The organism is Martelella endophytica (assembly GCF_000960975.1).
In the GTDB taxonomy this organism is placed as follows: domain Bacteria; phylum Pseudomonadota; class Alphaproteobacteria; order Rhizobiales; family Rhizobiaceae; genus Martelella; species Martelella endophytica.
The window spans coordinates 4,788,171-4,812,500 of sequence record NZ_CP010803.1; the positions used below are offsets into that span (position 1 = coordinate 4,788,171).

A 24,330-nucleotide genomic window follows, 5' to 3' on the forward strand; every position below is an offset into this window, starting at 1 on the left:
CATGATCGATGCAAAATCCGAAGTCCGCTTGCGCCAGCAGCTGACCCTCGTCGCGCTTGGAAAGGCGCCTGCCGACCGTATCCTGCGCGTCGGCCGGCTGCTGGACACGGCGACCCGTACATGGGCCGACAATCAGGAGATTGTCATCTGCGGTGACCGGATCGCCTATGTCGGGCCTGCCGGGTCATGGCCAGGCAGATGCGACACCATCGACGAACGCCCGGACCTGATGGCCATTCCGGGCCTCGGCGAAGTCCACAAACATATCGAAAGCTCGCATCTGACGCCGGAATGGGAGGCCGCGCTGGTGATGCCGCGCGGCAATACCTGGACCTGCGAGGCAAGCCACGAATTCTCCAATGTGCGCGGCTCCAAGACGCTCGACTTCTGGATGACGGCGCGACAGCACGGCTCGCCGCTGAAGATCTTTCCGCTGCCCGGCTCCGCTGTGCCTCCGACGGCCTATGAGCATGGCGGCGGATGGCTTGGTCATGACGAGCAGCAGGCGTTCATGTCCGGCAGCCTGATGGTCGCGGGCCTCGACGAGGTGATGGACTGGCCGGCCGTCTGGAATCCGGAAAATGCCTCCCACGAGCGGCTCTGGGGCATGATCGAGGCAACCTTTGCCGCCCGCGGCGTCGTCGAGGGCCATGCCGCAGGCCTGAAGGACCTACCGACGATCAACGCCTTTGCCGCTGCCGGTCTTGCCTCCGATCACGAAGCCTGGACGGCGGATGAGTTCTGGGACAAGCTCACCCACGGGCTCTTCGCCGAGCTCAGACCCCATTCCATGCCCGACGTCATCAAGGGCCTTCTCGAACGCGGGCTTGCCGACTGGTCGCAGATCGCCTTCGCCACCGACGACCGCTCCGCCTCAGAGACCCTGCAAAAGGGCGCGACCGACTATAATGTCCGCCTTGCCATCCAATCCGGACTTGCACCCGAGATCGCCATCCAGTGCGTCACCATCAACCCCGCCCGGCATATGCGACTGACGCCCTGGGTCGGCACGATCGCGCCGGGCCGGTTTGCCGATATCGTGCTTCTTTCCGACCTTGAGGGCTTTGAGATCGCCGAGGTCTGGGCCGATGGCAAGCAGGTCTCGCGCGGTAGCGACTACATCCTCCCGGTCCCCGAGATCGACTGGCCTGAATGGGCCAGCAACACGGTGCAGACGGGCGGCACCTTCAGCGCGGATGACTTCGCGATCCACGCCGCGACGGGCCGTGAGACGATGACGGCGGCGGTGTTGCGTCCGTTCCACTGGGAAGACGATTTCCTGACCTATGAACTGCCGGTGGCAGACGGTCTCGTCCAGCGCGATACGGCGCGAAACATCACCAAATTCGCCATTGTGGACCGGTTTTCGGGCAAAAAGTCCGTCTCGAAAATGTTCTGGGCCGGCACCGGACCCAGCACGCCGGATTGCGCGCTGGCAAGCTCGCTTGCCCATGACAAGCATAATATCTGGTGCGTCGGCTCGTCCGACGCGGCCATGGCCGAGGCCGTCAACGCGCTTGTCGAGATCGGCGGCGGCTGGGCACTGGTGCGTGGCGGCAAGGTGGCTGCCACCGTGCGCTACGAGATCGCAGGACTGATGTCGCAGCGCTCCGCCGAAGACCTCGATGCCGACATGCAGACGCTTTATGCGGAAGGCGGAAAAATCGAATGGATGTTCGAGCCGTCATCCTCGCCGCGCTGGTGGGCAGGCTTTCCCGAACGCCTCGCCTTCGCGACGCTGACCTGTGCGCCCTGGCGCTGGGTTCTGGTCGCGCCGTCGGATTATGCGCCGGACGGCCTCGTCAATGTCGCGACCGGCGAAACACACAAAGTGGTCTGGTAAGTTTATGAGTATCAATGCGGAAGCCGCCGCCCGCCCGGCATTTGATGGCGCCGACCGGCTGGAAACGCCCTGTGTGATGATCGACGCGGCGCGCCTTAAGGCCAATATCGCGCAGATGCAGGCGATTGCCACAGATGGCGGTGTCGCGCTTCATCCGCACATCAAGACGCATAAGTCGCTCGCCATTGCGGGTATGCAGCGACAAGCCGGTGCGCGGGGCGTGACGGCCTCACATCCCGGCGAGGCGGCCGTCTTCATCCGCGCCGGCTTTTCGCCGGTCACGCTCGCCTATCCGCTGGTGCGCCCGGAACCGGTTTCTGCCCTGCTGACGCTTGGCCGCGAACATGGCGTTCAGGTGCGTTTCATCGCCGACAGCATGACGGGCCTTGCGGCCTTAGAGCGCGGGGCCGAGAAAGCCGGGCAAACGGCCGACGTCTTCATCAAGGTCGATGTCGGCCTGCATCGCTGCGGCGTCGATCCTCTGACCGAAACGGGCATCGCGCTGGCCGAACGGCTCGAGGCGTCCCGGCTGACATTTTGCGGCCTTCTCTCCCACGCCGGCCAGGCCTATGGCGCGGGCTCCCCGGACGGTATTCGCGCGGTGGCCGCCACGGAGCGGCGCATTCTGCTCGCGTTCAAGGAGAGGCTCCGGCGTCATGGCATCGCCGTGCCGCAGATTTCCGTCGGCAGCACGCCATCCCTCATCGCCCATGACGGTTTCGATGGCATCGATGAAATCCGTCCGGGCAATTACGTCTTCTTCGACATGACCGCCGTCCGCCTCGGCATCATCAGACGCGACAGCATATCGCTCGCCGTATCCGCGACAATCATATCGAAGAACCGCGATTTCTACATCGTCGACGCGGGATCGAAGACGCTGAGCTCCGACCTCGGGGCGCACAGCACAGGTTCGGGCACAGGTTTCGGCGAGGCATGGAGCGCGGATTTGGACCGGCCGCTTTCCATCGAGAAGCTGTCGGAAGAACACGGCATGGTGGCGCGCGACGGCACCGATCTTGCAATCGGCGCACGCCTGCTGATCTATCCCAACCACGCCTGCGTGGTGGTCAACCTTGCGCCGCGCCTGACCCTGCTCGATGAAGGAAACGCCTCACCGCTCGCAATCGATGCCACCCGAAGGGCTGGTTCCGCTGAAAGCGGTGCCCCGGTAGGCTTCGAGTGAGCGGGATATCACGAACGGATACTCGATTCGGCCTTATCGTGTATCCCCTGCGGGAAACGCATCGCCTTCCAGCCAGCCATCGCGCCAGAGCTGATGCGAAACCGGACCTTCGTCGTCGTAATAGGTGGTGTAGCCGTCGCGCTTGTCGTGTTTCCACATCTGCACTTCCTCCACCGCGCCGTTTTCCGCCAGGATGTAGCTCGGCCCATCCTTCCGGTCGTGGCTGAAGCTTGTAATCTCGGTGCGGTAGCCATTGCCGTCGAAGGTCGTCCAGCGCCCCTCCTTGACACCGTGGGCATAACGGCCCTGTCGGGTTTCATCCCGGTAGGGAGCCTGCTCCAGCCAGTCACCGTGCTTTTGCCCGTCAACATAATTGCCGCCGGCGATCACCTGCTCGCCATCCAGCTCCTTGTAGGGGCCATCCAGCGTGCCGTGATCATAGGTGGCAAGCGTCTTCAGTTTGCCGTTCAACGCAAAGGTATGCTGCTCGCCGGTGAGCTTTCCGTCAGCATCATAGGTCTCGTGGACGACATCGGTCGAGTGTTCGACCCGGCGCCAGTCGCCGACGCGCTTGCCGTGGTCATAATAGCCTCGCTCAAGCTCCCGCCCGCGCCAGACGCGGGTGAAAAGGCCATCTTCCTTGCCATCGACATAATGGACGCGGGTTGTGATCTTGTCGAGGTCCGTGGTCGAGACGAACAGCCCGCGATATTTTCCATCGACCAGTTCGTGACGGTCGATCAGTTCATCATTGAGGGTGCGGGTGAAGAGGAGATATCCCTCCGCCTTGATCTCGGTTTCGGTGAAGTTGCCGTAGCGCTCGACGGTCTTGCGCCCTTCGCCGCGCCCCTCGATTGCCACCGGTTCTTCGAGCCAGATCAGTTCGCCGTCCTTCCATTTTCGATTTCTCAGCTCGCCGCCATCCTCGGCATAGTCGGTCTGGGCAACCAGTTCGCCCGACCGTGACCAGCGTTTTGCGCTGCCCGTCGGCTTGCCCATAACGTAATGACGCAAGGCCCGCCGCTCGCCCGAGGGCCAGTATTCAGTCACATCGCCATCGGCCGCACCATCGACATAATGGCCCTCTTCGATGAGGTTGCCGTCCTTGTCGTAATCCCTGTATGGGCCATCGCGCTTGCTCAAAGCCCAGTGCACCTCGGCGGCAAGTTTGCCGTTCTCGTGGTACTTGCGCTCTACGCCGTCAATGCGGCCATCGACATGGTCGTTTTCAGCTTCCAGCTTGCCATCCTGATAGTAGCTGCGCCACGGGCCGTTGAGCACGCCATCCTTCCAGGTGATTTCACGCCGGGTCTTGCCGTCCGCCCAGTACCAGACCTCCGTGCCGTCTTTCTCTCCGTCCTTATAAGGCGTGCGTGCGGCGATATTGCCGGCCTCGTCGAAGGTCAGCATCTCGCCGTCACGCCGGCCGGCATCGTTGAGCGGCGCGCGGGACTTGGTTGCGCCCGTCGGGTAGAAGGTCTCGATTGTCCCGACCCGGCGCCCCTCATCCAGCGTCGGGGCGGTGTTGCGGACGCGAGCATAGCGGCGATCGTTTTCATCGTAGATGTCGATGATATAGAGCCCGTCCCGGGCCTTTTCCGGCGGCGTATAGCTGTAGGCGCCGTCTTCCGTCGGCTGCAGATCTTCGTCGACATTGGCCGCATGCGCCACGCTCGCGGCGAGAATGAACAGAAGTGCAAGGCTGACTTTCATTGTGCGTCCTCCCTTGGTTCCGGCAGTTCGGGAAAGCGGATATCAAACCGGCGCGTGGCCGCATCGGGTGTGGTGTGCGCTTCGAGAATGCGCTCCGGCCGGCCCGCGGCACGGATATGCCCGTCCTCGAACAGCGCCGAAGCCAGTGTGTCTTCAGAGGTGAGGGGCGTTTCGCCCGGCGAAACCAGCGCCAGCGCCGTCCCATCGGCATCGACGATCCTGAAACGATGATTGAACGCCGCGATCGTCATGGTGGTTTCAGCGCCGAGGCTTGCCGGGTCAATCAACCATGGCCGTTCGGGATCAAGCGTTTGAGTTGCGTCATCCCATTCGAGGGCGGTATCGCATTCGAGCAGGGCTGTGACAGGTTCATGGCCGTAGAAATGCGTACGGATGCCGTCATCGGTCTGCAATCGAAACGTGGTTGTTCCGGTCTTTCCGTCCGCTTGCCTTTCGAAGACCAGGTCGTGGCCGGAAAGCTGTGCGGGCGCATCGAGCCCGGCCTTGCAGTGCTTTGCCTGCGTTGTCGCGAGCCTGAAACGGAGCGCGGCCACATCAAGGCTTTCGGGCATGGTCGTGTCGAGCGCCGGCGGCTCGCCATCAGGGTAAAGCGCCCACGTCTCGGGCTCGGTGTCGGGATCGAGGCGTTTGCCGCGTTTCGTCCGGAACACCACTTCACGTGTCGCGGCCGGCTTTTCGGCATGGCGCCCGACACGGATTTCGATCTTTTCCGGTATGCTTCCAGCCCTGAGGGCCACCCTGATGGCGCTGTAATCCGGCAGTGCCAGCCGACGCGCCTGGCTTTCTTCCGGCGTCAGCCAGTCCGCTCCGCTGTCGGCGGCATAGACCTGTCCCTTGACGGCGCTTCCTTCCGGAAAGGAGAGACCGAAGAAATCCCAGGTCTTTCCAGACAGTAGCAGCTCATAGCCGTCGTCGGTCGGCCGGAGTTGGGCCGAGGCGCCATTCCGGGTCGCGCTGGCATTACCGTCCGCATCCGGATTGAGCGTCAGGGTGAATGGCTCTGATGGATACCAGTCGACCCTGGCACGCAGTTCGGTTGCGTTTTCCAGATCGTCGCGGACATCGCCGAGACCGATCGGACGCACCTGCGAGACGGTCCGGAACCTGCCGCCGGATTCGGGAACTGTGACTGGCATGTTGGCAATGAACTGTGTTGGCAGCTCGGTGTCGCCGTCGAAGAGACGGAGATCATCAACGGTGAAGCGGCCGATATTGCTGCCCGCGGCAGCGCTGTGCGTGAAGCTCAGCGTGTACGTTCTGCCGTGCTTGTCGGCCTCTCCCGGCTCGCCGGTGAAGATCATGTCCGGCTCAGGCGGCGGGGTGATTGATGCGAACGGATATGTCGGCATGTCATGCCATTCCGGCTTGCCCCGGAAGGCGTGGGTATAGAGCGGGAACGGGCTATCCGCGTCCGCCATCGCAACCGTCTGGCGCAAGAAGCGCTCGTCGTCAGCGCCAGGTCGGATGCGCATGTCATAGGTCATCACCGAGCGCTCGACCCAGCCGGTGTCGCGCGCCAGAACCGAAACGCCCGAAAGCCTCGCGTCCTTCGACGCGCCTTCGTACCGGAGGTATACCGCCTCCGGCGTCACCGCACTGACGGTGATCTCGACATCGGCGACGCCCGGCAGCGTTGCGGTCGTCGTCCAGCCCTTCTCGACCTCGATCTCGACCGGCGGAACCGGTTGGCCAAGCTGGTCGCGCATCTGGGCAAGCATGGCCGCGGGCATATCGGCATCGCCACGCGGGGCGAAGTCCTCCAGGACATGGTGATCCGGGTCAATCCTGGCGGTGAAGCCCTCGCGCATCAGCGCGGCAAGGTCATCGGGCGCGTCACCATAAGCGGTGCTGGTCACGCGCGATCCCTCGTCATAGGCAAACCACAGCGGAAAAACGTCCATGCTGATGGCGCCATCGTCATCTCGTCCGGAAACCGAAAACCGGGTCAGCGCCGAAACGAACGAGTTGTCGTAGAAACCGTCCGAATCGGTGAAGCCGGAATGCATGGAGATTTCGAGGTGATAGGTTCGTTCGCTGCCGACGGCAGGGTCGAAAGTGATGGTCTCGGCCTCTGCCACGCCGGGAATGGCGGCGACAAGCAGGGCGAACCAGAAACGTCGTTCGATCATGCTTTCTCCTTCGAAGGCGGAGTCATGAAGGGACAGGACGATCGGGGCAAGTAACTGTAAGTTGAGATTTACTCATATTCTCGGCCACTCCTTTGTAACGAACGGATTTGTTTATGCTTTTGCGCCGGTCTATAAGGCCCCGTCACCCGGATTCGCCACGCAAAGTCAGGACCGTGAGCAGCATTCAGCCATGGGAACACACTCGTTTTTTCATCCCCGCCATTTCAAATCAAATGGTCGCATCCGTCGCCGTCCGATCTCGGCGAAGCAGATCATCATGGGGTTTCTGCTTCTCCTGATCTCGCTTGCGCCGGCAGCCGCGCGCGAGCGGATCGAGCGTTTCGAGAGCGACATCGCGATCGGTCCGACCGGCCGGCTCGACATCACCGAAACGATCGCGATCAAGGCCGAGGGCTACCGGATCGAACACGGCATCTATCGCGACCTTCCGATTGCCGGACAAACGGTGGAGGGCGGCATTTATCCGGGCGCGTTGCAGGTGCTTTCCGCCACGCTTGACGGCGAACCGGTGGCCATGCGGGTTGCGCGCCGCAGTGACTATGTCCGCATCTTCCTGGGGGATTCCGGAACAGATCTCGCGCCCGGTCTGCACACCTTCCGGCTCGCCTATCGCACCGGACCACAGATCAATAGCCGCGAAGGACAGGATGAGTTCTACTGGAATGTGACAGGCTCCTATTGGGCCTTCCCGATCGACCGTGCCGCTGCGACCATCCATCTTCCCGAGGGCGCGGCTGCCACACGGATCGCGGGATACACCGGAGCGTTCGGATCGACGCGAACCGACGTGAGCCGACGCGTCAGCCCCGAGGGCAGTACGGTCGATTTCGCGACTTACCGCATTCTCGACCCGGAGGAGGGGCTGACGGTTGCTGTCGGGTTTCCCAAAGGCTTCGTCCGCGAACCGGATGCCGCCGATCGGCTCTGGTGGTCGGTGCGCGGCAATCCAGGCGCAGCGATTTCCGTCATCGGCCTTGGAATGCTGGCCCTCATCTTCCTGCTTGTGTCGCGGCGGATCAGGCGGCCTGCCGAAGCGCACAGCAAGAAATATCCGGTGATCGAGCGACGCAAGCCACCGCGCGGCATGACGCCGGCTGAGGTGCAGTATATCACGACGCGGCGGATGCTAGGCCATTCCGCCCTGGTCGCCACGGTGATCAATCTTGGCCTGCGCAGCCTGATGACCATTGTGCCTGAGGGAAAGGCCTGGCGGATTGTGCTGCAGGAAGGCGCAGACAAGGCCCGTGGGCTCGCGCCGGAGGAGGAAGCCCTGGTGCGGGGGCTGCGGGATGAAGGCGGCAGCATCCTGGTCGATCGCAAGAACCGGAAAGCGCTGAGGCTGCTTTACGGCGATTTCAGCCGTGCCTTGCGCACTGCGCACGGACGTCGGTATTACGCGCCAAATGGCAAATGGAAGCTTGTGGCGGCCGTTCTCTGCTGCGGACTTGCCGCGGCACTTGCGCTGACCGGAATGGATGGCGAGGGGCCGGTCCTGGTCTATGGCCCGCTGCTGCCCATCGTGCTCGGCCTTTGCTTCGCCGGCTTCGATGCACGCGCCGACGCCGATACGTTCAGCAATGCCGCCGGAAACGGCGTGGGCGGCGGGCTTGTCGCAAGCGTCGGACTCTGGCTGATGGTCGGGTTCTTCACCGGCGCCTTCGGCTGGGCAACTGCGATCGGGCTGGTCGCGACACCGGTTCTGTTCTGGGTATTTGCCGCACGGATCGGACAGCCGACGGAGGAAGGACGCGCGCGCGAGGCGGAAATCGAAGGCCTGCGGCTTTATCTCGAGCGTGTCGGCGACATGCGCCACGCCAATCGCAGCGAGAGAGACGCGCTACCAGCCCTGCTGCCGTTCGCCGTGGCGCTCAACATGAAATCCGAATGGAGCCGCGCCTTTGACAGCGTGCTGGAATCGGGCCACGGGACGATAAACCCGATCCCCTTCGGCCTCCATCCGACCTTCTACGACACCGGCGCGAATGGCGCGACCATCTTTGGCGCATGCCAGGCGCTCAGCACCAACCTGACCGCCTGCATCTCACCCAACGGATCCGGTTCGGGCGGCGGTTTCTCAGGAGGCGGTTTCTCCGGCGGCGGCGGCGGAGGCGGTGGCGGCGGCGGCTGGTGACCGGATGTTGCGGACGAACTCTTACGGACTATTGATCACCACGGTCTTCCGGGGCTTGCGGCTCACGCGGCGTCCTGTCCCAGCGGGCACTCATGACGCGGTCGAGCCAGCCGAGACCAGCGAGCGCCAGACCGAGACCGATGAGGGAGACGACCCGCAGAAGCCCTTCCAGGCCGGAGATATCGATGAGGAAGACCTTTGCGATGGTCAGCCCGGTGGCGGCCATGGCGACTTTTCGCAGCGCATGCGAGCGACGGGAGAAGCTGACCATAAGCAGGATTGCGCAGACGATCAGCAGCGCGATCGTGTAGCTGTAAAGTTCCGGCTGGATGACACCGGCAACCGAAAGATCCGGTCCACGCCAGAACCGCCGGATTTCGCAAAAGACATAAAACCCGGCGAGCAAGCTTGCGATGCTGACAAGACCGATCCGCAGCCCCCGTCCAAGACTGTCGATCTTCCAGGCGCCGATCGCCAGCACGGCCGCCAACGGCAGATAGCTGAGCGCAAGGCTGTCGAAAATCGCCGGCCCCGTGACAAGGTTGAACCGGAACAGCACGGGGTTGGCGATCGTCAGCGGCACGGCAATCAGGGCGGTGGAGATAAGGCCGAAGAGCACGGCAAGAGCCACCCTGAAAAGCCGCAGCCACTTGCCGGTGCTCTGCAGCCGGTTGATCTGGCCCAGCATGGCGACAGCGGTCACGGCGGCCAGCAGCCCCGGCTCATCCGGCACCAATCGCTGCAACAGCGCGCAGGCAAAGACGGCGGCGACCGTCCATGTGGTGGTCCCGATGGCCACCTGAACAGATTGACGTGCCCGCAACACCGTGAGGCGCCATCCGGCATAAAGCAGCACCAGCGTGCCGCCATAGGCTTCGACAAGCGCCAGCCATGATGTATCGCTGCGCGCGGCCCAGAAAAAGCCGGGATTGGCCACCAGCCGGAAAGCGATGATCGCGAGCGCGACCTTGGTGAAGAGGCCGACCAGGGCAAGGTTGAACCGCCAATCGATTGCAATCGTGAGAACAACGACAACGCCGAGCGCCAATGTGAGTGCCACCTCCGTGAGCACCACGAACAGCGCCAGCGCCAGCATCGAGAGTGCGGCAATGGCGAAAAGCGCCGCGTGCATCTGGCGCGCATTGCCCTTGTCTGCGCGCAATGTCCGCTCCGTCAGCAGCGCCATGACTGCCGACACCGCCAGAAGATGGACGCTCCAGAGATAATCGCCGAAGGCCGCAGTCGGCGACCACAGAAATTCGAAGATGAAGGCGGTGGCCGGCGCAAAGGTCGCCGCGCCCAGCGCGAAACCGAAGGCGGCGCGGTCGTCATCCGCGGAGCATGTCATCCGCCAGAAGGCCATCAGAGATGCGGCTGTCGAAAGGACCAGCGTCAGGGTAATGAAAGAAGACGAGCCGTTAGCCGCCTCTGCTGCGGGAGATGGCAATGAGGCGAGAAACGCGCTGAAAAGCGGACCGTGCTCAACGACCTGCAGGGCAGGCACAGCCAGAAAGGCGGTTGCTGGCAGGAGGGCCATGTCCTTCAGCGCTTCCGCCCGAAGCATCCACACCAGCGTCGCCGCGAGGATGAGGGCGATGAGCACAAAGGCCACATAAGCTTCAGTCACGGATTGCGCATCAAGAGACAGGAGAAGGCCAGCACCGCTGACGAAAAGCGTCATCGCCGCCACCACCCGGGTGGGAAAATCGGCGCGCGGCTTGAGGCCGGCAAAAGTCGCCAGAACCGTCTGCCCGGCGTGTGAAGGTACAAAGCTCTGCACGGGAATGATGACGGCCGCCAGCCAGGAGAGTGCCAGAAAGGCCGTATAATGGATCAACCCACCCGTCGCGACGTAGAGCGCGGTCGCAGCCGTTGCCGTTGCGATCAGGACGAGCGCGGAGACCCATGCCCAGCGCTTCACGCTGTCGACGGCAAGGCCGGCAATGGCGATGAAGGCAAAATAGTAGAAAAACAGCCAGCCACTGTCCGAACTGCCGCCGACGAGAAACGGCGCGGCCGTCGCGCCGATAATGCCGACGGCGCTCAGGACCGAACCGTAAAGCCAGCCGAGCCCGACCGCCAGAATGCTGACCAGAACCAGCCCGGCTAGTGTCGCCTCGGCGGAAACGAGTTCATAGAGAAGGCGGGCGGCAAGTACGGCGGCAAACAGCGTCACCAGCCCTGCGCCTGCGAAGACGGAGGGCAGATAGCGCGTTGCTGGCGTCTCCTCATCCCCGAAGCGGCGGCGGAGCCGCTCGCCGCCACCCACCAGCAGCGCCCCCAGCACCAGCGCCCCGACAACCCGCCAGACTGGCGTCAGAAGACCGTTCTCAACGCCATACTGCACCATGAAGATACCGCCCAGCGCCAGCGAAAGCGCCGCGAGAGCGATGGTCCAGTTCTGATGAACCCATTCGCCGAACTGCTGCAGCAACGCGCCGGTGAAGACGAAGGCACGCGGCGGGCCGCTTGGCGCGGAAGGCGCCTTTGCGTCATCCGTCGTGCTTGTGTTCTCCGCTAGCGGGACCGTTTCCGCCTTTGTCTCTTGCACCTCGGCTTTCGCCGGTTCAACGGCCGTTTTCTCTGGCGCTTCCTCTGTGGCGGCAGCGGTGACATCGCCTCGGTCTTCCAGCTGCTCCAGCCGGCTCCAGACCTTCCGCTGCGTGTCCTCCAGCCTCTTCAGCCGTTTCCGCATCCCGGCATTGGACGCGGCCAGAGCCAGGAGAAGGATAATAGCCAGAAGCTCAAAGAACGATGTCATATCAATGCATTCCACTTTCACGACGCTGTCCGAAACGTCTAGCCGAGATAAGCGCCAGCGTTAAGGGAGAACTTTCGTGGCTACCGGCGTCGCGCACCGCCGCATTGGCCTTACTGCTGTTGCAGCGTCGGTTTGCTCACTCAAAAATTCAGATCGGCTTGGTCGTGGTCAATGATGCGAAAACATTGATCCGCCAGGCGCACGGATACGCTTGGCTTCGTTCTTGGGTCAAAGGAGCGGCTCGATAGCCGCGCAGAGCACAGCTGCTGCCTCTCCGCACCTCGCTCGGCATCACCATGGCGTCAAACAGGAGGATTGCCAGCGATCAGCCGATGGATTTCGCCAGCCGCTTCAGCCCCGGAAGCGCGGTCAGCACCAGAAGCAGAACCGAAATCGTGATCATGATGGCGCTGCCTGGGTGCTTGAGGAAAGTCATGGGATCGCCGCGTGACAGAAGCATCGCCCGGCGCAGATATTCCTCCATCGTCGGCCCGAGGATGAAGCCGATCAGAAGCGGTGCGGGCTCATAGCGGTAGAGCCGCAGCACATAGCCGAGCACGCCGAAGCCGAGCGTGGTCCAGACATCGAAGAGCGAATGATCGAGACTGTAGACGCCGATCGAGATCAGAACGACGATGGCGGGATAAAGGAAATAATGCGGGATTCGCAGCAGCCTGACCCAGATGCCGATCAGCGGAATGTTGAGCACCAGAAGGAAGAGATTGCCGAACAGGAAGGAGACGATCAGGCTGCCGCGAAGCGCCGGGCCGAGGCAACGCAGCCATTCACCACGCTTCGGCAGGAAGCGCTGCCAGGAGACCTTTTCCGTGGCATAGGTCAACGAAAAGCTGATGCAGTACGAGTGAGCGGACAGAAGTCAGGCGAGTGGAAAGCCGTTCTGCAGCGTCGTTCCATGCTTCAGGCGACTCTTGCAGCAGAATCGAATGCGACGATTTATCGGGCCGAAACACCATCGGCCTGGATGATAAGGATATGCGGCTCGATGCCTAGTCCTGGCGTTCCAGCGCAGCTGTCCCGAAGCGCATTCGATACTCCGCCGGGTGGATGCCGACCAGTTTCTGGAACGTCTTTCTGAAGGCGGCCGGATCCGAATAGCCGATATCCCAGGCAATCCGGTCGACGGGCAGCAAGGTGCGCTCCAGCAGTTCGCGCGCCTTGGCGATGCGGACCAGCTGCAGATATTCGTTCGGGCGGTGATGGGTCGCAGCCTTGAAGCGGCGCAGCAATGTGCGCTCGGTCATGCCGGCGACGTCATGCAGATCGGCCATGCTGATCGGCTCATGCGCATGGGCATGGATGAAATGTTGCGCCTTGCGGATGGCCTCATCGCCATGACCGAAGCGGGGGATAAACGGCGGGCTGCGTCAGATGTCGCAGCCCGTCAGGGCCTGGGCGACATGCATCCGGATGCAGAAGGCGCAACCGTTGATCTGACTTGCCCGAAGCTTGGCGAGCTGGATGAGAAGCGGCTCCAGCGTGCGGCCCTGAATAGCGACTTCATCTGCAAACACCGGCTCGAAGCCACCCTTGGAGCGCTTCATACGGTCGGTCATACGGGATGTCATGGTCGAGGCGGGGCTGAAGCTCATCCGCGACGCCATGGCCGCCGGCGAACCGCATCAGCCTCGACGCCACGCACAATTTCGCCTTCGCCGTGAATCAGGAAAACTACGACCTCAAGCCACTGCTTCCCGGCATCAAGGTTCCCACGCTCATCACCGTTGGCCGGCATGACTGGATCACGCCGGTCTCGGCGTCTGAAAAAATCCACGCCCTGATCCCGAATTCGGAACTGGTGATCTTCGAAAAGTCCGGTCATGCGCCGCAGGTCGAGGAAGCCCCGAAGTTCCAGCAGACGGTTCGCGACTTCCTCCGCCGCGCCGTCGCAAAGTCAGCATAGGCAAAGACAGGCAGGGCGAACTCAGGACCCTCAACAATGGCATACTGTCGCCCGTTGAGTGCGGGCGACAGCAGAAAATCCAGACCGAGGGTGCCTGGCAAACTCGGGGGCTATTCACTCATGCGACAGGCCAGACCGCCTGCAATTTTTCGCCTGCCAGAATGCGGTCGCGCGACTTTGCCTCCTCGCGGCCGAGCTTGTCAGCCTGATCGGCAACAGCCTTGACCTGAGCCTTGGGGATAACGACGACGCCATCGACATCGCCGAAAATCACATCGCCAGGATTGACCGTCGCCTTGCCGATGGTCAGCGGCACCTGGCTTTCCTTCGGTTCCTTCTTTCCGGTCACGCCAATGGGGCTCGGCATGGTCCCGAACAGCGGGTAACCGAGTGCCCGGACCTGGGCGAGATCGCGCACCGTGCCATAGACCACGGTTGCGGCGAGACCACGCGTCTTGGCTCCGGAACTCATCAGTTCGCCCGAGCATGAGCCTGGCGCACAGGAAGCATCGCAGACCATCACGCCACCCTTGGGTGCGCGGTCGATGGCATTGTGGTAGACATCCTGCGGCTCGCCCTTGCGGGTGGACGGCGCAAACAGAACCGTCACCGCCGGGCCGCAGACGACTTCGCCGGGCTTCAGGGCGCTCTGCAGCGAGATGCCTTCAAGGCAGCCCCAGAGGCCAAGCGCCTCCATGCTGTCGTGAATATCGCCGGAATACCACTTCTTCAGCCTCTCGATTGCCTCCCAATCGGCGTCCGAATAATCAAAGTCGGTCATTTTTATCCTCCTTTTTGGCCTTTTTCTGGTTTGATTTCTCTATCGCCTGACGCAGATAATCGGCGGAATTGTCGATCTGCGCGCGCAGTCTCAGCTTGGAGCCATCCTTGTCGCGCCTCATGATCAGGTCATAGATATCGGCGTGTTCCTGATATGCATCCTGCAGCGATTTGGTCGGAACACGGCTTGTAATGTGGATCACATTGTTGATGAGGCCGGCGAGATTGTCGTAGATCAGCATCAGCATCTGGTTGCCTGTGGCGTGAACCAGCGCCAGGTGAAACCGGGCATCGGCATCGACGAAACCGGCGAAATCCTCTTCATCCCGCGCCACCCGCATCGCTTCAAGCGCTGCTTTCACGTCCTCGGTCAGCGGCACCTCACGCTCGGTCAGAAGCTCGACCACTTCCGTCTCAAGCATCCGGCGCACGACCATCAGCTGCAGGAGATAATCAGGATCGGTGGACAAACGTTGCTGAACCGTAACGGCCAGCGTGTCGAGATAGCCATCCACATCGTCCCGCACCACTTCGGTGCGCTCGCCATGGCGGCGTTGCACCAGCCCCTTGACCTCCAGCTCCTGCACCGCCTCACGAACAGCGCGGGTCGAAACGCCGAATTCCTTGGCGATCGCACTTTCGGAGCCCAACCGGTCGCCGACTTTCAGTTCGCCATTCAAGATTCGGCTTTCAAGGATGGAAGAGACGGCTGAGTGCAGCCGTCCACGCCGACGCAGCGAAAATTCCGTCCCTTCCGTCATCCCATCTTCATTCGCCATGGCGGCTACCTCGGTGTTTCGATCTGTGTTGACAGTACTTATGTCATGAGTCATAAGTCAAGTGTTAAGTCCAGCTGGGTTCGCGTGGAGGCGTCGTCCGGCAAGGCATCAAACGGGAGGTTAAGTGATGAAATCCATTATCAGCAACGTAATTCAGGCATCGGTCGCGGCTGCGGCTCTTCTCGGGCTCGCGGGTGCCGCCCATGCGGAATGGCCCGAGCGCGCCGTGACCATTGTCGTTCCCTGGTCGGCAGGCGGCGGCACCGACGCCACGGCACGTGCTGTAGCGGCAGACCTGCAGAAGAAATTCGGCGAACCCTTCAACGTCGTGAACCGCACCGGCGGCGGCGGCCTCGTCGGCCACTCGGCAATCGCCAATGCGACGCCTGACGGTTACACGATCGGCGTGATCACCATCGAGAGCACGATGTACAAGACGCAGGGCCTGCCAGGCGTTGCGCCGGAAGATTTCGATTATATCGGTCGCTACAATGCCGATGCGATCGGCGTCAACGTCAAGGCCGGCTCGGGCTATGACACGGTTCAGGCCCTGATCGACGACGTGAAGGCCAATCCCGGCACGGTCACGGCATCCGGAGCCAATCGCGGCGGCCTGTCGCATCTCGCCTGGGCCGGTTTGCTCAATACACTTGGCATCGACCCCAACGCCAGCCCCTGGGTTGCCTCCGATGGTTCGGCGCCTGCCCTGCAACAGCTGGCCGCTGGTGCGATCGACGTCGTTTCCACTTCGCCGGCAGAAGCGCGTTCCCTGGTCGATGCCGGAGAAGCCAAGACGCTGGCGTTGATCTCGAGTGAGTCCAACCCGCTGTTTCCCGATATTCCGACGACGGATTCGGTCTTCGACATCAAGTTTTCACCCCTGCCCTTCCGTGGCCTTGCCGGCCCCGATGGCTTGCCGCCGGAGGTGATCGACAAGCTTTCGGCAGCGCTCGAGGAAATCTGCGCCGATCCTGAATTCCAGAAATTCATGTCATCCCAGGGGTTCTCCGTTGCCTATCAGGACGCGCCGACCTTCAAGCAGACGGTTATGACCGACTACAATGACCTTGCGGCAACCATGAAAGTCCTGGGTCTGGCAAAGTAAGCCAGCGGGAGTAAGTCTCATGAAAATCAGCGACCGGATCACCGGGCCCGCTCTGTCGCTCTTCGGGGCGGTCGTGATCGTGGGGGCCATACGGCTCCCCACGGTCCCGGGCGTACGCTTCGGAGCGGACCTCATGCCGACCCTGATCGGGATCGGCTTCATCTGTCTTGGCGCTGGCATCGCGCTGGGTGGTTTTCTGGTTCAGAGGGGCAGATCGCTGCTCGACTTTTCTGAATGGAAAGTGCCGCTGCGGAATTATGCCGCTGCAATCTGGACGCTTGGCGGTCTGGTCGTCGGGGTTTTCCTGTTCCAGTCCGTCGGCTTCCCGTTGATCGGCATCATCTATATGGCCGGGCTGATGCTTCTGATGCGCGCCAGCGTAGCGACAACGGTCATTGTTTCACCGGTCGTGGTGCTGATCCTCTATTTCGGCTTCTCTAAGGGGCTGATGGTTCCGCTTCCTGCCGGCATTCTGGGAGGGATCCTTCCATGAGCCTCGACGTCATCGGCCAGGCGCTTGAGATCGCGCTGCAGCCCAATGTTCTGATCGCCCTTGTTCTAGGCGCCGTTTATGGACTCTTCATCGGCGCCCTGCCCGGCCTGACGGCCACCATGTCGACAGCGCTTCTGGTACCCGTCACCTTCTACATGGCCCCGGTTCCCGCCATTGCGCTGATCGTCTCGTCGACGGCCATGGCCATTACGGCCGGCGATATTCCCGGCGCTTTGATGCGCGTTCCCGGAACGCCCGCCTCCGCCGCCTATACCGATGAAGCCTTCCGCATGACGCTGAAAGGCAAGGCGGGACAGGTCCTGTCACTCGGCTTCTTCTTCTCCGCGCTTGGTGGCCTGGCCGGAGCACTCGTGCTGCTCGTCACCGGACCGCTGCTCGCGAAGATCTCGCTCAACTTTTCCAGTTTTGAATTCTTCTGGCTTGCCGTTCTCGGTCTCCTGACCTGTGCGCTGGTCTCCGGCAATGATGCCGCGCGCGGCCTCACCTCGCTCCTGTTTGGCCTGCTGATCTCGACCGTCGGCCTCGACATCACGACCGGGGCACCGCGCTTCACCTTCGGCAGCATGGATCTGATGGGCGGGGTTTCATACATCCCCGTGATGATCGGCATGTTTGCCTTTTCTGAGATCCTGCGCGGGTTCACCACCAACCAGCACGGCGATGGCGGCGAGATGCCGGCACTCGGCAAGATCGTTCCTTTCAAGGGTGTTCTTGGACTGCTGAAGAAATATCCCTTCTCCTTCATCCGTGGCGCCTCGCTCGGCACCGTTGTCGGCGCACTGCCCGGCATTGGCGGAGACCTCGCCGCCTGGATTGCCTATGGCATGAGCAAGCGGCTATCGAAGACGCCGGAGAAATTCGGCACCGGCCATCCCGAAGGCCTGATCGAAGCAACGTCGTCGAACAATGCTGGCCTGTCGAGCGCCTGGATCCCCGCCCTTGTCTTCGGCATCCCGGGTGACGCCGTCACTGCAATCGCGGTCGGCGTTCTCTTCATGAAAGGCGTCAATCCGGGGCCGCGGCTGTTTGTCGAGAACCCCTCGATGCCGACGGCTATCATTCTGACCTTCTTCATCTCCAACCTGCTGCTGTTCCCGCTCGGTTTTGTGGCCATCAAGCTGGCCCGCCATGTTCTGGCGGTTCCCCGCAATGTCATCGTGCCGATCATCCTGATCTGCTGTTTCCTTGGCTCCTACGCCGTCAACAACTCGCTCTTCGGCGTCTGGATCATGCTGGCGGCCGGTGTCGTCGGCTACATCATGGAGCGCAACGGATTCCCGATCGCTCCGGTCATCCTCGGCCTTGTGCTGGGGCCCGTGCTGGAACGCAACTTCATCATGTCGATGCAGATCGCCAACGGCAATCTGCTCGCCTTCTTCTATCGCCCGATCGCCTGTGCGCTCGGCATCGCCATCGTCGCGATCCTTGTCGCCACCGCCGTGCGGTCGATCCTTGTCTATCGCCGTGCGGGAGAACCCGTGCCCGACAAGAAGGAACTGGCTGACGAAGCACATTGAACCGGATTGTTCCGGCGGCATCTGACGTAACCTTTTCCAACGGGCCAAGGTCGGAAAGCGCCGCACCGCCGGACAGCCATCCCATAAGCAAACGCATTAACTTCGCGCCGGATGACGCTTTTTGCCCGGCACCAGATGAAAGGAAAAACCATGGACAAGATGTTTTCCGTTGAAGGACGTATCGCCGTTGTAACGGGCGGCCTTGGCCAGCTCGGTACCGAGTTCTCGAAATCGCTGGCTTCCGCCGGCGCCAAGGTCGCGATCTATTCGCGCCGCCCCTTCTCAACCAAGCAGATTGCCGAAAAGTTTCCCGGCCTCGAAGATAATATCCGCGTCTATGAGGCCTCCGTCACCGACAAGGTCGAACTTGCCGCGGCCACCGATCAGGTGATCGCCGACTGGGGTGTGCCGCATATTCTCGTCAACAATGCCGGCATCGATTCCAAGCCGGACGGCTCCGCCGATCAGAATGCACCCTTTGAGGTCTATCCGCAGAAATACTGGGACGAGATCATCGAGACCAATCTGACCGGCGTTATGCTGACCAGCCAGATTGTCGGCACCAAGATGGCTGAGGAAATGCGCGGCTCGATCATCAATGTCGGCTCCATGTATGGCATGGTTTCGCCCAATCAGGCGCTTTATGCCTACCGGCTGGAACGCGATGGCGTCCCCTTCATCAAGGCCGTTTCCTATGCCGCGTCGAAATCGGGCCTGCTCAATCTCACCCGCTATCTCGCCACCTATTGGGCGCCGAAAAAGGTCCGCTGCAACATCGTCTCCTTCGGTGGCGTCAAGACCGGCTCCTACGACAAGGAGTTCATCGATGCCTTTCTTCAGCGGGTTCCGCTTGGCCGTCAGGCCGAGGTCGATGAATATAACGGCGTGATCCGCTTCCTCGCATCCGATGCCTCGTCATACATGACCGGCTCGAACGTCGTGGTCGATGGCGGCTTCACCGCCTGGTAATAACCACAGGCGCCGCCGGCTGATGTCGGCGGCCGCCCGGGTGCCGATCGTCCTTCGGGAGCCAGGGGGCCGCCGCTCCGATGACATTCCAGGAGATGGCCAGGACCTGGTTCGAGATGAAGAAGCCTGGTTTGCGCAACGCCAAGCACGTTGCTCTGCCCCCTGAAAACTGGATCGTTTGATGTTGGAGTATTCCGCGGTATTTTCCTGGCTGGGAGAAGGAGTGGAAGCGATGAAGGCATCGAAGTTTTCAGACGCCCAGAACGTTTATTCTGAAGCAGGGGGATGACGGTGTGCCTGTGGCGGAGATTTGCCGCAAGGCCGGGATCAGCCAGGCGACCTACTTCAACTGGAAGAAAAAATACGCAGGTCTGCTGCCTGACGAGATGCGCCGGCTGAAGGCTTTGGAAGATGAGAATGCGAAACTGAAGCGGATCGTTGCGGACCTGACGCTGGACCGCGAGATGCTTCGAGGCACGTCATCCGCCGAAAGCTCTGAGGCCTGCCCGAACGCGCAAGCTTGTGGATGGGATGCTGATAGACTGGGGGGGTGTCGATCAGGCGAGCCTGCAAGGTTCTGACGTTCGACACCTCGACCTACCATTACAAGTCCCGCCGCATCGGTCAGGCCGCTCTTGAAAGACGGATCAAGGAGATATGCGAGACACGCGTCCGGTTTGGCGATCGGCGTGTTCACGTGCTCCTTCGACGAGAAGGCTGGACGGTGAATATCAAGAAGACCCGCAGGATTTACAAGGCGTTAGGGCTGCAGCTCAGGAACAACCACCCGAAACGCCGGGTGAAGGCAAAGCTGCGCGAGGATCGCCAGGAGGCCGTAGGGCCGAACGATATCTGGGCGATGGACTTCGTTCATGATCAGCTCGCGGCAGGCAAGACGCTGCGAATCCTGACCATTGTGGATATCCATTCCCGCTTCAGCCCGGCCACCGACCCGCGCTTTACCTATCGCGGTGAGGATGTGGTGCAAACGCTGGAACGGATTTGCCAGAAAGGCGGCTACCCGAAGACGATACGGGTCGACAACGTCCTATGTCGAGAAAATCTGGCTGCTTAGGTCAGCAGGTCATAGGGCATCCGGTGTCCCGGGTGCCTTGTCAAGATTGCCCAGACGGGCTCTGCCGTCAAGAAATGATCTCTTCCATAGCAAACACAGGGTACGCGCGATGGCGGCCCTCACCGTCCTTAATACGAGATCCCAATTCCCAAGCAGAAGGCCCGAACATTATCTACGAGGTCAGATGCCTGCCTCCACGGCTCGTGTCAGAGAGAGGTCCTTCCGCCTGGGCTCACCCCCTCGAAGAAGGGGCGATAGGGTTCGCCGTGTTTAACTACGGCGTGTACGGTGCGCGCCATCTTTGCCGCGATCGCGGTGTAGGCCTTGCGACGCAGATGAGCGTTGTGTCGATCTTTCGAGATGTAGCGTTCGAACTTGTCACGAAAGCTGTTGGTCCGCTTGAGAACGGCAGTCTGGCCGGCCATCCAGAGCGTACGACGCAGGCGGGCGTTGCCGTACTTCGATATGCGGCTTTGACCGCGGAACATGCCAGACTGCACAGTGGCGAGGTCCATGCCGCAGAACTTCAGGAATTGCCGGTGATGTCGGAACCGGCGCAGGTCACCTGCCTCGGCCAGAATGGTCATGGCGTTGATCGGACCGATACCGGGAATGGTTGTCAGCAACTGATAGTCCGGCAACTCGGAGAGCAGCTCGACTGCCCTGGACTCGATCTCGTTGCGTTGGCGGACAAGGCTTCTGCCTTCGGCAAGGACAAGGCGGAACATGCGAACGGCGTCGGAATCCGGATGCACGGGCAGTCCCACGGAATCGACGGCCGTGGCATAAATGTCTGAAAGCAAGCGCTCTTTGGAGACCTTCTTGCCAACCACCTGCCAGGCATCTGCGATGAAGGCGTCCCTGTTCATGGCCGTAATCATCGTCGGTGTCGGATACTTCTCGAGGAACGCCAGGAACCAGTCGGTCCGAGAGCTTCGATGAAACCGCTCAGCCTCGGGGAAGTAGAGTGGCAGGTAATGCGTCAGAATGCGGTGCCAAAGCTCGGTCTTCGAGCGTGAGATGATCTCGTGGGTCTTCGAGAGCTCCTGAATGTCTGCTGTCCCGACGACCAGGGGATCATGGAAAAACTGCACTGCTCCGATCTCGAGCATATGCAGGATAACCTGAGCATCCTTCGGGTCATTCTTGTCCCAGCTGTTGTGCAGGGCCTCCCGCGTCCGGGCAAGGCCGACAGAAGAGACGAGCTTCAGCTCAAACCCATACTGGCCGAGATGGTGCGCCAGCGGCCGGTGATAGTTACCGGTCGCCTCGAACCCGATCCGCACCGGCAGATCGTAGCTGGCTAGGGCCGCAGACAGTCTTCTGAAGTCCTCGAGTGTATTGGTGACCGTCATGCGCCGGCGGCGCTTCTTGCCCGGAATTCCGATCAGCACCTCGTGGCGATGCTTGGAAATGTCGATGGCGACCAGCAAGGTCGCGGATGTAGTATGGTGGATGGTCATAGCCTGTCTCCTCAGCGGTGTGGTTCAGCAAAACCACTGTTGAGACCTGGGACCGGTTATGGCCACCCACTACGCTATTTGGGGCTCCGCGGCTGGCCATAACCTATCGACAGCACTTCTTCCCGAGTGCTATGGCAGCGAATTTATCTCCCGCGACCTCGATCTGTGGGCCTACGTGAACAAGGTCACGCTGGACTTCTCGCGGCCTGGCAAACCGACAGACAACGGCTTCATCGAAGCCTTTAACAGCAAGCTGCGTTCGGAATGCCTGAACGCGAACCGGTTCATGACCCTTGCGGATGCGCGCGAAAAGTTGGAGGATTGGCGTAAGCACTATAATGAGGATCGTCCTCATTCGGCGATCGGATACAACGTCCCGATCGCGTTGCATAATCCCGGTGGCGCTGCCAGCCCGCCATCGTGATCAGAGCCGGAAAAATCCAACATCCGGCGGTCCAATAAATGCGCGCACTGCATAAAAACCCAAGACTCTCCGGAAAAATGGAGGGAAGTCGGGTCTCAGGTCAGCGAGCCTTCTACATCTGGCGACGGGCGTTTCGCCGGTAAGCGTCAACAAGGCCTCACCAGAAACGCCAAAAGCCCCCGCGTTATGCGGGGGCTTTTGTATATCGGACGAAGTGGATTTGGTTGCGGGGGCAGGATTTGAACCTGCGGCCTTCAGGTTATGAGCCTGACGAGCTACCGGGCTGCTCCACCCCGCGTTATGTTTGAGCGTCCTGGGTTATGGTTTGAGAGGGTTGGTCTCGTTCCTGCCCGGGCTATTGTTTTGTTACACAGCAAAAAGCCGCCTTGACGGCGGCTTTTGATCGGCAGTCGCCGTTTATGAATTGAGAAGATGTGTTGCATTTGGCAGACCTGGCAGCGACCTACTCTCCCGTGTCTTGAGACAAAGTACCATTGGCGCTGGGGCATTTCACGGCCGTGTTCGGAATGGGAACGGGTGTTGAGGACCCCGCCATAACCACCAGGTCGGCCAAATGCAGCATGTTTTCGAGAAGCTGGTTGTTGTTGAAGCGCTTCAGTAACGCACATTGGCGAAGACTGTCGAGGGACGACCCTCAGCAGCTTGCCTGCGTCGCGTGAGCAGCGCCGTCCGCAGCGAAGCGATCGAAGATCGCGACAGCGTGAGGACAAAAGATCGTGTTCATCGGCTATGCCGATGAACATGAACAATGAGAACGATCAAGCCGATCGAGCGATTAGTACCGGTAAGCTTCACACATTGCTGCGCTTCCACACCCGGCCTATCAACGTTGTCGTCTACAACGGCTCTGATAGGGAATACTCGTTTTCAGGTTGGTTTCCCGCTTAGATGCCTTCAGCGGTTATCCATTCCATATATAGCTACCCTGCTATGCCCTTGGCAGGACAACAGGTCCACCAGAGATATGTCCATCCCGGTCCTCTCGTACTAGGGACAGATCCTGTCAATATTCCTACACCCACGGCAGATAGGGACCGAACTGTCTCACGACGTTCTGAACCCAGCTCACGTACCGCTTTAATTGGCGAACAGCCAAACCCTTGGGACCTGCTCCAGCCCCAGGATGCGATGAGCCGACATCGAGGTGCCAAACAACCCCGTCGATATGGACTCTTGGGGGTCATCAGCCTGTTATCCCCGGCGTACCTTTTATCCGTTGAGCGATGGCCCTTCCACGCGGGACCACCGGATCACTATGACCGACTTTCGTCTCTGCTCGACTTGTCAGTCTTGCAGTCAGGCGGGCTTATGCCATTGCACTCGACGAACGATTTCCGACCGTTCTGAGCCCACCATCGCGCGCCTCCGTTACTCTTTAGGAGGCGACCGCCCCAGTCAAACTACCCACCATACACTGTCCCGGATCCGGATAACGGATCGCGGTTAGACATCCACGAAGATAAGGGTGGTATTTCAAGGATGGCTCCACAAGAACTGGCGTCCCTGCTTCAAAGCCTACCACCTATCCTACACATGCCTTGGCGAATGCCAGTGTAAAGCTATAGTAAAGGTGCACGGGGTCTTTCCGTCTGACCGCAGGAACCCCGCATCTTCACGGGGAATTCAATTTCACTGAGTCTGCGTTGGAGACAGCGGGGAAGTCGTTACGCCATTCGTGCAGGTCGGAACTTACCCGACAAGGAATTTCGCTACCTTAGGACCGTTATAGTTACGGCCGCCGTTTACTGGGGCTTCAATTCAATGCTTGCACATCTCCTTTTAACCTTCCAGCACCGGGCAGGCGTCAGACCCTATACGTCGTCTTAAAGACTTCGCAGAGCCCTGTGTTTTTGATAAACAGTCGCTACCCCCTGGTCTGTGCCACCTCTCAATACTTGCGTATAAAGAGGTCACGCTTCTTCCGAAGTTACGCGTGCAATTTGCCGAGTTCCTTCAA

17 protein-coding genes, 1 tRNA gene, 2 rRNA genes and 2 pseudogenes (1 of these 22 cut by a window edge) are annotated in these 24,330 nt (G+C 61.0%); 10 read left to right on the plus strand and 12 right to left on the minus strand.

Annotated elements, in window-relative coordinates; genetic code table 11:
• The first annotated feature begins 1 nt into the window (after position 1).
• Positions 2-1,843, plus strand: coding sequence for an adenine deaminase (locus tag TM49_RS22335; RefSeq protein ID WP_045684485.1), 1,842 nt, complete (start codon positions 2-4; stop codon positions 1,841-1,843).
• Between the two features lie 4 nt (positions 1,844-1,847).
• Positions 1,848-3,029, plus strand: coding sequence for an alanine racemase (locus TM49_RS22340; protein WP_045684487.1), 1,182 nt, complete (start codon positions 1,848-1,850; stop codon positions 3,027-3,029).
• A gap of 33 nt (positions 3,030-3,062) precedes the next feature.
• Here the strand turns inward: TM49_RS22340 and TM49_RS22345 are convergent, their stop codons facing one another.
• Positions 3,063-4,742: a toxin-antitoxin system YwqK family antitoxin gene (locus TM49_RS22345; RefSeq protein WP_052700000.1), complete on the minus strand. Its 1,680-nt coding sequence runs from the start codon at positions 4,740-4,742 to the stop codon at positions 3,063-3,065.
• Entirely contained in the window at positions 4,739-6,892 is a 2,154-nt protein-coding gene (locus TM49_RS22350) for a hypothetical protein (RefSeq protein WP_045684494.1), read from the minus strand. Before TM49_RS22350 ends, TM49_RS22345 begins: the two co-directional genes overlap by 4 nt.
• 277 nt (positions 6,893-7,169) lie before the next feature.
• On the opposite strand from TM49_RS22350, the gene TM49_RS23775 reads away from it, so the two are divergent.
• A complete protein-coding gene (locus TM49_RS23775; RefSeq protein ID WP_179945011.1) occupies positions 7,170-9,044 on the plus strand; it encodes a DUF2207 domain-containing protein in 1,875 nt (624 codons plus the stop codon).
• 28 nt (positions 9,045-9,072) lie between these two features.
• Here the strand turns inward: TM49_RS23775 and TM49_RS22360 are convergent, their stop codons facing one another.
• The 4 genes from TM49_RS22360 to TM49_RS22375 all read right to left on the minus strand — a co-directional run bounded on the left by TM49_RS22360 (position 9,073) and on the right by TM49_RS22375 (position 13,379).
• Positions 9,073-11,805 carry a DUF2339 domain-containing protein gene (locus TM49_RS22360; protein WP_045684498.1) on the minus strand — a complete coding sequence of 911 codons (2,733 nt, stop codon included), beginning with the start codon at positions 11,803-11,805 and terminating at the stop codon, positions 9,073-9,075.
• Positions 11,806-12,130: 325 nt separating this feature from the next.
• Positions 12,131-12,646, minus strand: a complete 516-nt coding sequence (locus tag TM49_RS22365) for a tripartite tricarboxylate transporter permease (protein WP_045684500.1) — start codon at positions 12,644-12,646, stop codon at positions 12,131-12,133.
• Between the two features lie 166 nt (positions 12,647-12,812).
• Positions 12,813-13,094, minus strand: coding sequence for a helix-turn-helix domain-containing protein (locus tag TM49_RS22370; RefSeq protein WP_052700001.1), 282 nt, complete (start codon positions 13,092-13,094; stop codon positions 12,813-12,815).
• 96 nt (positions 13,095-13,190) lie between these two features.
• Positions 13,191-13,379, minus strand: a complete 189-nt coding sequence (locus TM49_RS22375; RefSeq protein WP_052700002.1) for a carboxymuconolactone decarboxylase family protein — start codon at positions 13,377-13,379, stop codon at positions 13,191-13,193.
• A 65-nt stretch (positions 13,380-13,444) separates the two neighbouring features.
• On the opposite strand from TM49_RS22375, the gene TM49_RS22380 reads away from it, so the two are divergent.
• Positions 13,445-13,726: an alpha/beta fold hydrolase gene (locus tag TM49_RS22380; RefSeq protein ID WP_082074856.1), complete on the plus strand. Its 282-nt coding sequence runs from the start codon at positions 13,445-13,447 to the stop codon at positions 13,724-13,726.
• A 118-nt stretch (positions 13,727-13,844) separates the two neighbouring features.
• Here the strand turns inward: TM49_RS22380 and TM49_RS22385 are convergent, their stop codons facing one another.
• Both TM49_RS22385 and TM49_RS22390 read right to left on the minus strand, forming a co-directional pair.
• The gene (locus TM49_RS22385; protein WP_052700003.1) at positions 13,845-14,507 is read right to left on the minus strand and encodes an RraA family protein; all 663 of its coding nucleotides are present in this window, start codon (positions 14,505-14,507) and stop codon (positions 13,845-13,847) included.
• Positions 14,494-15,339 (minus strand): FCD domain-containing protein, encoded by an 846-nt coding sequence (locus TM49_RS22390; RefSeq protein WP_082074857.1) that lies wholly within the window; start codon positions 15,337-15,339, stop codon positions 14,494-14,496. Before TM49_RS22390 ends, TM49_RS22385 begins: the two co-directional genes overlap by 14 nt.
• A gap of 73 nt (positions 15,340-15,412) precedes the next feature.
• Here TM49_RS22390 and TM49_RS22395 point away from each other — a divergent pair, with 73 nt between their 5' ends.
• The 5 genes and pseudogenes from TM49_RS22395 to TM49_RS23255 form a co-directional block, all read left to right on the plus strand.
• Positions 15,413-16,390, plus strand: a complete 978-nt coding sequence (locus TM49_RS22395; RefSeq protein WP_045684506.1) for a tripartite tricarboxylate transporter substrate binding protein — start codon at positions 15,413-15,415, stop codon at positions 16,388-16,390.
• Between the two features lie 19 nt (positions 16,391-16,409).
• Positions 16,410-16,883, plus strand: coding sequence for a tripartite tricarboxylate transporter TctB family protein (locus TM49_RS22400; RefSeq protein WP_045684508.1), 474 nt, complete (start codon positions 16,410-16,412; stop codon positions 16,881-16,883).
• Positions 16,880-18,421, plus strand: a complete 1,542-nt coding sequence (locus TM49_RS22405) for a tripartite tricarboxylate transporter permease (RefSeq protein WP_045684510.1) — start codon at positions 16,880-16,882, stop codon at positions 18,419-18,421. Before TM49_RS22400 ends, TM49_RS22405 begins: the two co-directional genes overlap by 4 nt.
• A 150-nt stretch (positions 18,422-18,571) precedes the next feature.
• Positions 18,572-19,390: an SDR family oxidoreductase gene (locus TM49_RS22410; protein ID WP_045685711.1), complete on the plus strand. Its 819-nt coding sequence runs from the start codon at positions 18,572-18,574 to the stop codon at positions 19,388-19,390.
• A 232-nt stretch (positions 19,391-19,622) separates the two neighbouring features.
• A pseudogene (locus tag TM49_RS23255) lies at positions 19,623-20,432 on the plus strand (IS3 family transposase); the annotation flags it as partial.
• Positions 20,433-20,671: 239 nt separating this feature from the next.
• Here TM49_RS23255 and TM49_RS22425 read toward each other — a convergent pair.
• Positions 20,672-21,928, minus strand: coding sequence for an IS110 family RNA-guided transposase (locus tag TM49_RS22425; protein ID WP_045680298.1), 1,257 nt, complete (start codon positions 21,926-21,928; stop codon positions 20,672-20,674).
• Between the two features lie 133 nt (positions 21,929-22,061).
• Between TM49_RS22425 and TM49_RS22430 the strand changes: the two are divergent.
• Positions 22,062-22,352, plus strand: a pseudogene (locus TM49_RS22430) (integrase core domain-containing protein); the annotation flags it as partial.
• 221 nt (positions 22,353-22,573) lie between these two features.
• On the opposite strand, the gene TM49_RS22435 reads toward TM49_RS22430, so the two are convergent.
• From TM49_RS22435 to TM49_RS22445, 3 genes are all read right to left on the minus strand, one after another.
• A tRNA-Met gene (locus tag TM49_RS22435) sits at positions 22,574-22,650 on the minus strand.
• Between the two features lie 152 nt (positions 22,651-22,802).
• Positions 22,803-22,918, minus strand: a 5S ribosomal RNA gene (rrf, locus tag TM49_RS22440).
• Between the two features lie 209 nt (positions 22,919-23,127).
• A 23S ribosomal RNA gene (locus TM49_RS22445) occupies positions 23,128-24,330 on the minus strand; it runs 1,728 nt beyond the window's last position.